This window comes from Aquiflexum sp. (genome assembly GCF_041749095.1).
In the GTDB taxonomy this organism is placed as follows: Bacteria; Bacteroidota; Bacteroidia; order Cytophagales; family Cyclobacteriaceae; genus Aquiflexum.
On record NZ_JBGTCA010000255.1, the window covers coordinates 18,109 to 28,199 of the forward strand.

Genomic DNA, 10,091 nt, shown 5'->3' on the forward strand with positions numbered 1-10,091 from the left:
TCATTTTCCTATTCGAAACTTTTTTTATTAATCTCAGATGCTTCAGCGGACTTAAGTACATCTCTTAACTTTTCCTCTCCGAAATTTGCATTAACTGCAAGATCGATCGCTATCACATGCTTATCATCAGTAATTCTAAGATCGAAAATCTTAGGTTGTCCCCAGGGTTTCAGATTACTTGAAATCAAAAACACGCCCACCATTCCGAAAGCAGACAACAATACCGTCATTTCAAATGTGACAGGAATAAAAGACGGGAACGCAGCAAAGTCTTTTCCGCCGATAATCATTGGCCAATCAAATCTCATCATATAAAACTGCATGGTCAGGGCCAGTATAGTACCAAGCAGCCCAAAAATAAATGCTGCAATAGGTAATCTACTTCTGTTGTAGCCAAGTGCCTCATCTAATCCATGGACAGGAAAAGGTGAATAAACTTCATGAATCTTGATTCCGGATTTTCTGATCTTGCTCACTGCATCCATCAGTACATCCTCATCTTCATAGACACCGAGGATAAAATTCTTATCTCTTTCCATGTTTTTAATTTTTTATTTTTCTGGAGGATGATTTTAAAATTGATTTTACTTCAAACATATTGATTACCGGGAAGAACTTCGCAAACAGAAAGAACAGGGTAAAGAACAATCCAAAAGTGAACAGATAAACACCTACGTCAGCCCAAGTAGGATAGAACATAACCCAAGATGACGGAAGGAAATCTCTATGAAGGGATGTCACGATGATGACAAATCTTTCAAACCACATACCGATATTCACTACCAATGAAAGGATAAAGGTAGCTACTATGGACGTTCTGATTTTTTTGAACCAGAAAAGCTGTGGTGAAATCACGTTACATGTCATCATGGTCCAATAGGCCCACCAGTATGGCCCAAACATCCTGTTCAAGAAAGCATATTGCTCAGCAGCTACACCGGAATACCAGGCCATAAAGAACTCGGTGATATAGGCAATACCTACTATTGAACCCGTGATGATGATTACAATATTCATCAATTCTATATGTCCTATTGTAATATAGTCCTCCAGGTGAAATACTTTTCTCGTAACGATCATCAAAGTCAATACCATGGCAAATCCTGAGAATATCGCTCCCGCAACAAAGTAAGGAGGAAAGATTGTAGTATGCCATCCCGGAATAACCGATGTAGCAAAGTCAAAGGATACAATCGTATGGACAGATAGTACAAGAGGGGTAGCCAAACCTGCCAAAATCAATGCTACTGTTTCAAATCGGCTCCAGGTTTTAGCAGCACCATCCCAACCAAGCGCCAATGCACCGTAGATGGTTTTCCTGATTCCTGTTGCTCGGTCTCTAATGGTGGCGAAATCCGGAACTAAGCTGACATACCAGAAAACCAGTGAAACAGCAAAATAGGTAGAAATCGCAAAAACATCCCATAACAAGGGTGAGTTGAAGTTTACCCACAATGAACCAAAGGTATTTGGTAAGGGCAATGCCCAATAAGCACCCAACCAAGGACGTCCCATGTGGATAATCGGGAACATGGCAGCACAGATAACCGCAAAAATAGTCATCGCTTCTGCTGCTCTGTTAATCGCCATTCTCCACTTTTGCCTGAACAGTAAAAGTACAGCTGAAATCAATGTTCCGGCGTGACCAATACCAACCCACCATACGAAATTGGTGATATCCCAAGCCCAACCAACTGTTTTATTCAATCCCCACATTCCAATGCCTTCCCAAAGAGTTGCGGCCAAGGCAATGAATCCAAGTGACAATGCTCCGACTGAAATAAGGAAAGCGAGCAACCAAAGCATACTTGGCTTACCCTCCACTTGTCTGGAGATGTCATGGGTGACGTCTTTTAAGGTTTTACCGCCGGTAATCAGCGGATCGCGTACGGATGAAGTAACCTGCATATCTTATAAAATTATTTTATTTACGCTTCTGATTTATCCTTATTTCTGATTTTGGTGAAGTACCATACATTCGGACTCACATTGAGATATTCGATCACATGGTAAGCCCTTTCTTCATTGACTTCTTTCAAAGCAGAAATAGTTTCTTCCTGAATTTTGAGCATCTTGGTGATATTGCTGTTAGAGTCGTTCATGTCTCCGAATACGATGGCATCTGTAGGACAAGCAACGGCACAGGCCACGTTGATTTCACCATCCTGAACTTTTCTGTTTTCTCTTTTCGCTGTAAGCTTACCGGATTGGATCCTTTGCACACACATGGAGCATTTTTCAATCACTCCCCTTGCTCTTACAGTGACATCAGGGTTCAGGACCATTTTGCCCATGTCATCATTCTGCGCCACGTTGACCGCTGCAAAATCTTTGTTGTCATGGTATTTGAACCAGTTGAACCTTCTTACTTTATATGGACAGTTGTTGGCACAATATCTTGTTCCGATACATCTGTTATATGTCATTTGATTCAGACCTTCTGAAGAGTGTGTGGTTGCAGCAACCGGACAAACTGTCTCACAAGGTGCATTGTTGCAATGCTGACACATCATCGGTTGGAAAATAACCTCAGGATTTTCTGCAGCTACTTCCATTTCTTTGCTGGTTTCTGCTTCCTTCGATGAACTGTAATAACGGTCTATTCTGATCCATGCCATTTCCCTTCTGTTCAGGACTTCCTGCTTTCCAACAACCGAAACATTGTTCTCTACTTGGCAGGCAACTGTACAGGCACCACAACCAATACAGGAATTCATATCGATAGCCAAGCCCCAATGGTGCTGACTGTATTGGTGACCTTTCCACAAAGAAATTTTGGAAGGCTTCACAAAATCACCATCAAAATATATCTTAGGATGATGTCTGCCGGCGGAAGGATTTTCCTGGTATTCACCAAGCGTAGCCTCTTGGATTACAAAATCCCTCCCCATGTAAGTCTCATGAGTTTGTGTTTGGGCAATTTTGTAGGTATCGGCCAGCAATTCAATTCCTACATTTTCTGTGAGATCGAAATTGACAAATCCTTTGGAGCTATCCAGTAATTCGTAGGCATTCACACCAACACCATTTCCAACCCTACCGGCCTTGGTACGACCATATCCCAACGCCAGACCAACAGTGCCGTAAGCCTGACCAGGTTGAACCAAAATAGGAACCACTATGGATTTATCCCCAATAGTAACTCTTGCTGTTTTGGTGGCCCCTTCGGACATCTTTAGATTATTTTCATGCGCCCATTTTTGGGAAACAGTCAAATAGTTATCCCAAGTAGCTTTGGAGATGGGGTCTGACATTTCCTGTAGCCATGGGTTGTTTGCGAATGTACCGTTACCTATACCTACTTTGGTATAAACAGATAATTCTACTCCCTCATTGGATGCTTTGTATGTATTGGCAACTGCGGAAGCTGCTGCTGAGATATCCGCAGAACCGGTAACAGATGAAGATTCTGAAGAAACAGAAAACACACCATTGAAAAGAGATCTGTCCCAGAATTCCTGGAAATCGGTAATGTCAGACTGTGTACCAAATAAATCTGATTCCCAGTTTTCCTGTAAGAAATCATAATAGATTTTAGGTGAATCAGACCAAGTTAAGAAAGAATCCTGAGCCTGTCTGGTATCAAAAAGTGGTGAGATTACAGGTTGGGATAAACTATACTCTCCATTTCTTGGATTAAAATCATTCCAGGATTCCAGATAATGATGATCCGGAGCAATGTATTGAACCAGAGAAGCTGTCTCATCTTTAGTGCCATTGGTGGCAACAGAAACTTTAGCTTTAGAAATTCCTTCTGCTATTTCCGCTCCTCTTGGAAAATCATAAACCGGATTACAGTTGTAGAAAACCACTCCGCCAACTCTTCCGCCATTAAGGTCAGAAACGAATTGGTTCATCTTGGTATCATCACCTTTTCTAAAATAAGACGGCTTGGAAAAATCCACTGTGGTGCCATTATTTTGAAGCAAATCATTGATGGCATTGATGACAATCTGAACATTGGGATCATTGGATCCTGAAACAACCAAAGATTTTCCTCTGTTTGCCCAAAGCTCTTTCGATGCTCTGTCAAGGTGTTCAATTTCCACTGCTGAAGCTGACACTGTAGGTCCGCCAGCAAGTTTCGCCAAAGAATTATATAATGACAATACCGCCAATCCACTTTGAGATGGTTTTATTGGTGTCCTATAATCGGCATTGGCACCTGTCAGTGACAGGGTAGATTCAAATTGGAAATGACGGGACATGACCGGCTTTTCCTTTGAAATCTTTCTTCCTTTGCTGTATTGTTTGGCAAACTCAATCGGCGAAATCCAAGTACCTAAGAAATCAGCGCCAAAACTTACGATGACACTTGCCTGATCAAAATTGTAACTTGGTAGCCCCTCTACCCCATAAGTTATTTTTGCTGCGCTGCTGATTCCAAAATTGGAGATTGGATCATAAGTCACGATTTCAGCACCAAACCTTTCGGCCAATAAATCTAAAGCTTGCTGAGTGGATGGAGAAAGAATGGTATTACTGACTATCCTGATAGTACCTGCTGATGCTAATTTGGACTTCAAATCTGAATCAAGGGCTGACCATTCCACCTTCTCTCCATTGATTTGGGGACCGGCCAACCTCTCTCTATCATAAAGAGTCAGGACTGAGGCCTCAACGATTGCACTTATCCCTCCTTTATTGATAGGGGAAAGTTCATTGCCGTCGATTTTAATAGGTCGGCCCTCACGTGTCTTGACTACAACAGAAGCGTAGTCACCACCTGATGAGAATGTTGATGCATAATAATTAGGTATCGAGGGATTGATATCAACCGGTTTATTAATATAAGGAATGGCTTTTCTGACCGGAGCCTCGCAGGCAGCCAGAGACGCTGCTGCTAAACTGAATCCCATTAATTTTAGGAAGTCCCTTCTTGAAGGCCCTTCTTCGCCATTTAGAGAAGATGGCATTTCGGGAAATTCTTTAGCTGCATTTTTGACAAACTCAGGATCGTTGGTTAGTTCTTCTAACCCTTTCCAGTAGGTCTTTTTATTTTCTTTCATTGTATATTCAAGAAAAGTAAGTTCTGAATTGATTTAAATTAATAATGACATTTGGCACATTCCAAACCACCAATGTCTTTGACCTTCAAAGCATTTTTTGATTCAGAATGAAGTTGGACCAATTTATCATAATATTCATTGCCTTGTGATTTGATGTCGGTCTGCCTGTGGCAGTCGATACACCAGCCCATGGTGAGTGAACTGTGCTGATAGACAACTTCCATTTCTTCGATGGGACCATGACAGGTCTGACAAATAAGACCACCCACAGCTACGTGTTGGGCATGATTAAAATAGGCCAAGTCAGGAAGATTGTGGATTCTTACCCATTCTATCGGTTGGTTGTTATCCACTGCATTATATATTTTTTGGATTTCAGTGGAAATACCTTCTTTTCCTCCCACATTTTGGATATGTGCGTGGCAGTTCATACAAATATTTGCGGATGGAATATTGGCAGATTTACCGATTTCAACTCCGGTATGGCAATACTGACAAGGAACTTCGTATTGACCTGCATGAAGTTGATGGGAAAAAGCTATGGGCTGTGCAGGTGCATAACCCTGTTGAACACCAACCGTATACAATTGATCGATACCTGATTTAGCCACAAAAGCAATTACCAAAGTGGTGATGATCACAATAAAGATATCAGATTTCAATATTTTTTTGAAGTCGGTTTTCTGATTAACAAATTTCTCATCTACCTCATCTAAATTTTGGCTGGAAAGGTATTTGGTGAGGATAGAAATGATCAAACCCAAAACCACCAAAATCAACAATAAAACTATAACAAGGACAACTAAAATAATTGTGAGATATTCATTTGGAATACCTCCTCCGGCTACGGCCTGAACTCCTTCGCCTCCCGCTTCAGCGGCTGCAGGATCTACTTTGTCCCCATATTCAATGTAGGACAACAATTTCATCACATCATCATCAGCAAGAAATTCATGCGCAGGCATGGCCAATTGGTTGTATTCATTGTAAATGGCCAGCGCTTCGGGATCTCCTGAAGCAACCAAGGACTGCGAATTTCTGATAAAATTCTTACTCCATTCTAATGAATGCCGTTCTGTAACTCCTCTCAGCGCAGGGCCAACATTCCTTTGGTCAAGCCTGTGACAGGTTCTACAGTTGGAATTGAAAATTGATTTTCCTGCTGCTATCGACTCCTCACTGTCAGAAACATCTGAATCGACCGCAAAGACCTGTGTACTCATCGAAAGGAGAAACATCAGTAACAGTGTGCTTAATCTTAGAGGAACACTTATTAATGAGCGTTTGATCGTCATATTTATTACTTATTAAACAGTTTATTGCACGTTTTTTGATAAACACTGCAAATGTACTACCCCAATTCTATTTTTCAAACTTGAAGTATATAGATGACCATATGCTGTATATGGTTTCCAATTATTTGTAAGTTATTGTTTTACAAGTTATTAAATGGGCTTTGTTTTACCAATTTTCAATTTAGAATCAATATAAATAAAAGAATATTTGGTTTAGTTTCAGAATAATCAAATTATGCATTTGAAACCAAACCATAATTCAGTCTTTCAGAGAATTTCATTTTAATAAAACTCAATCACTTCTTTTAAAAAATTAATGAGGATTCTTTGAAATAGGGAAAATTTTGGTTCCTTTGCAAACCTAATGGTTGAGTGTTAGCCGAGGTTTCGCAAGACTTCATACGGTTGTTCAAAGCTGACCTAGCCTAAGGTAGGCCGACCTTCGGCCCCAAAATTGAGAACGCTTATTATCACCCAAGATCCAACGTTCCCATTTAAAATTTATTGATGACCGTTTAAAAGGTTATTAGTTTATTGTTTGTTTAGAATAAGTCTGAACCTTATTATTGTAAATATCGAGTAGGTAGTTGCAATCTGCCTTGACAGATAACCGGTTTTAGGGAATTGATGTATGGATAAGGAATAATTGCTTAAGGTGTTAAACTACAATTTCAATATCTTCGTAAGTATTTATAGTTAAAAAGTAAAAGATAGTGATCTGAAAATATAAATTCAACAAGGTCGGGTGGCCGAGTGTAAGGCGAGGGTCCGCAAGACCCTTAACGGTGGTTCAAATCCACCCCCGACCTCAAAAGCGCTTCATTCTTAAGCGCTTTTTTTGTGCATTAAATATTAGCTTTCAAGATAGGTCATTGATTAAGAGCAGTATGGGCAGATATGACTTTTATTGAACCAAAAATTTGACAGATTACTTTTGGTTAAAAAATGAATATACCTACATTTGCAGACCGATTTCAAAAGGTCGCGTGGCCGAGTGGCTAGGCAGAGGTCTGCAAAACCTCGTACAGCGGTTCGAATCCGCTCGCGACCTCAATAAAAACAAATAAACCCCCTTCGCATTCTGCGAAGGGGGTTTATTTGTTTTTAAATGGTATTTAAAAAAATCTGATTTTTCGCTCTCTCTTTACTAATCAATTCATTTCCGTCTATCCTTTCAAATGCTCCTTTATAACTTGTTGGATTTGAAATTCAGTGAATATGAGGTATTTTGATTTTTCACTGGTAATAAAGTAATATGACCGTAAAAGCCCAATTTGATCTTAATGGAAAGAAAGTACAAGTGGAAGTAGATGAGGAAGAACCGCTTTTGTACGTGTTGAGGGAAGAGTTTGGTCTCAATGGGCCTAAATTCGGTTGTGGGCTGCATCAATGTGGAAGCTGTATGGTGTTGGTGGATGGGGAAGCAGTTCCATCATGCATCCAACCTTGCAAATCCTTTGAAGGGAAAAAAATCGAGACCATTGAAGGTTTGGACAATGGGAAAGGCCTCCACCCATTACAGGAAGCATTTTTTGAGGAACAGGCAGCCCAGTGTGGCTATTGCCTCAATGGCATGATGATGGCCGGATTGGCTTTGTTGCGGTCCAATCCCAAACCCAGCGAAAATGAAATAAGGGAAGCCCTTCAGCCAGTGATTTGCCGTTGCGGCACACACACCCGGTTCATTTCTGCCATAAAAAAAGCCTCCCAAAAATCCACAAAATTTTAAGATATGGAACTGACCAAAACCAAAAGACGGACATTTCTCAAAAGTTCCGGACAGCTTCTGATTGGGTTCAATCTGTTCCCTTTGGCTTTTTGTCAAACAAAAGGAACAGAAAATGATATATCGATGAAATATGGTGGCATTCCTGAAAGACCCCATACCGATAGAAACCTCATCGATTCCTGGATAAGATTGGATGCGGATGGCCATGTAACCGTCCTGACCGGAAAACAGGAATTGGGACAGGGGATTCGAACAGCACTGATACAGATAGCTGCTGAGGAATTGGATGTTGACCTGGAAATATGTCATATCATCAACGGTGATACCGGGCAGACTGCCAATGAAGGCTATACCGCTGGAAGCAATTCTATAGAAGGAAGTGGTAAAGCCATCCGTCAGGCTGCTGCCGAGGCAAGGCTGGTTCTTTTAAAATTGGCAAGTGAAAAATGGGGTATTGACCTTACAGGCTTACAGGTCAAAAATGGTGTTATTCAGGGTGGGCCTGATAGAAAAATATCCTATTGGAAACTGTTGGAAGGGAAATATCTGGAAGAAAAGATAACCGGAGAAGCTCCAATAAAAGATTATAAAGACCATGTTCACGTAGGAAAAGCAGTTCTAAGGGAAGATATCAAAAAATTGGTAAAGGGAGAGGCACACTTTGTCCATGACCTGAGATTGCCTGACATGGTACATGCCCGAGTTCTCCACCCTCCGGTATATAAAGCAAAGCTTGTTTCCATTGATCTTGAAAAAATAAAAGATCAGGTAGGGATTTTGAAGGTAATCGAAGATGGGAGTTTTGTAGCAGTTATTGCAGAAAGAGAATATCAGGCAGTCAAAGCATGGCAGCAGCTAAAAGAAAGCAGCAAATGGGATAGCCCTAAATTGGGACCTTTGTCAGAATCACTTTTTGCAGATATGAAAACCAATGCCAATTCACCCCAAATGGTTGAGGACAGCCCGGGTATTTCCGGAAAAATCAATTCCTCATACAAAAAAGTCAAAGCTGAATATCAAAGACCCTACCATATGCATGGTTCCACTGGTCCTTCCTGTGCTTTGGCAAAATGGGATCAAGATAACTTGACTGTATGGTCACCAACACAAGGAGTTTATCCCCTCCAAAATTCCCTATCTGACCTTTTTGGGTTGGAAAAAGAAAAAATTCGATGTATTGGCATGCCAGGTTCAGGCTGCTATGGCCATAACGGTGCAGATGATGTTTCAGCAGAAGCGGCACTGATTGCCAAACATTATCCCGGGAGACCAGTCCGCCTGCAATGGATGCGGGAGGATGAAAACCAATGGGAACCCTATGGTTCTGCCATGGCCATTCAGTTGGAAGCTGGGATGGATGATAATGGAAAGATTCTCGCATGGGATACCAAAATCTGGTCAGATACCCACAGCACCCGACCCAATGGAAAGGCGGGTCATTATGTTTCTGCCAGACACTTAAACAAGCCATTTGAATTTCAAAAGGGAGGCTTTTCAGGAGGGTCCTACCGAAATGCCACACCTTTATATAATATACCTGATAAAAGGTTGCAGTTGTTCAATTATGATGGCCCCTTGCGGACTTCTGCATTAAGGGGACTTGGGGCTTATGGGAATATCTTTGCTTTAGAATCCTTTATGGATGAATTGGCCTCTGAGGCAGGAATGGATCCCATTGACTTTAGAATTAAAAACCTGAATGATGACCGCGCCATCGCTGTCCTACAGATTTTGGCCTCAAAAACCAGGTGGGATTCCAAACAGAAAAATCCAGGTAAAGGCTATGGCGTTGCTTTTTCAAAATACAAAAACTCAGCTTCCTATTTTTCGGTTTTGGCTGAGGTGGAAATCAACAAAGCTGAAAAATCATTTAAACTGACCAAAATGACCGGAGTGATAGATTCCGGGCAATGCATCAATCCGGATGGTTTGAAAAACCAAACAGAAGGAGGAATGATCCAATCAGCAAGTTGGACCTTAATGGAATCAGTACAATATGATGAAAATGGAATTTTGGGTAAAGATTGGAATTCCTATCCCATCATGAGATTTAAGGAC

Annotated in this window: 6 protein-coding genes and 2 tRNA genes; 4 read left to right on the plus strand and 4 right to left on the minus strand. The window is 41.0% G+C overall.

Annotated features, from left to right (window positions below; genetic code table 11):
- Positions 1 to 8: 8 nt before the first annotated feature.
- The 4 genes from ACEW8O_RS11895 to ACEW8O_RS11910 are packed head-to-tail and all read right to left on the minus strand — an operon-like array spanning position 9 to position 6,304.
- The gene (locus ACEW8O_RS11895; protein WP_373494848.1) at positions 9 to 539 is read right to left on the minus strand and encodes a DUF3341 domain-containing protein; all 531 of its coding nucleotides are present in this window, start codon (positions 537 to 539) and stop codon (positions 9 to 11) included.
- A gap of 4 nt (positions 540 to 543) precedes the next feature.
- A complete protein-coding gene (gene nrfD, locus ACEW8O_RS11900; protein WP_373494849.1) occupies positions 544 to 1,908 on the minus strand; it encodes an NrfD/PsrC family molybdoenzyme membrane anchor subunit in 1,365 nt (454 codons plus the stop codon).
- A 20-nt stretch (positions 1,909 to 1,928) separates the two neighbouring features.
- Positions 1,929 to 5,009, minus strand: coding sequence for a TAT-variant-translocated molybdopterin oxidoreductase (locus ACEW8O_RS11905; RefSeq protein ID WP_373494850.1), 3,081 nt, complete (start codon positions 5,007 to 5,009; stop codon positions 1,929 to 1,931).
- A gap of 38 nt (positions 5,010 to 5,047) precedes the next feature.
- Positions 5,048 to 6,304 (minus strand): c-type cytochrome, encoded by a 1,257-nt coding sequence (locus ACEW8O_RS11910; protein ID WP_373494851.1) that lies wholly within the window; start codon positions 6,302 to 6,304, stop codon positions 5,048 to 5,050.
- A 739-nt stretch (positions 6,305 to 7,043) separates the two neighbouring features.
- Here ACEW8O_RS11910 and ACEW8O_RS11915 point away from each other — a divergent pair.
- From ACEW8O_RS11915 to ACEW8O_RS11930, 4 genes are all read left to right on the plus strand, one after another.
- Positions 7,044 to 7,113 (plus strand) — tRNA-Cys (locus tag ACEW8O_RS11915).
- A gap of 171 nt (positions 7,114 to 7,284) precedes the next feature.
- Positions 7,285 to 7,355, plus strand: a tRNA-Cys gene (locus ACEW8O_RS11920).
- A 204-nt stretch (positions 7,356 to 7,559) separates the two neighbouring features.
- Positions 7,560 to 8,033, plus strand: coding sequence for a (2Fe-2S)-binding protein (locus ACEW8O_RS11925; RefSeq protein WP_373494852.1), 474 nt, complete (start codon positions 7,560 to 7,562; stop codon positions 8,031 to 8,033).
- A 3-nt stretch (positions 8,034 to 8,036) separates the two neighbouring features.
- The coding region (locus ACEW8O_RS11930; protein WP_373494853.1) for a molybdopterin cofactor-binding domain-containing protein at positions 8,037 to 10,091 on the plus strand (2,055 nt) is incomplete at its 3' end.

Excerpts from the sequence above, each read along its gene's own strand:
- ACEW8O_RS11895 (WP_373494848.1), bottom strand. The coding sequence starts at position 539 with ATGGAAAGAGATAAGAATTTTATCCTCGGTGTCTATGAAGATGAGGAT.
- nrfD (WP_373494849.1), bottom strand. The coding sequence starts at position 1,908 with ATGCAGGTTACTTCATCCGTACGCGATCCGCTGATTACCGGCGGTAAA.
- ACEW8O_RS11905 (WP_373494850.1), bottom strand. The coding sequence starts at position 5,009 with ATGAAAGAAAATAAAAAGACCTACTGGAAAGGGTTAGAAGAACTAACC.
- ACEW8O_RS11910 (WP_373494851.1), bottom strand. The coding sequence starts at position 6,304 with ATGACGATCAAACGCTCATTAATAAGTGTTCCTCTAAGATTAAGCACA.
- ACEW8O_RS11925 (WP_373494852.1), top strand. The coding sequence starts at position 7,560 with ATGACCGTAAAAGCCCAATTTGATCTTAATGGAAAGAAAGTACAAGTG.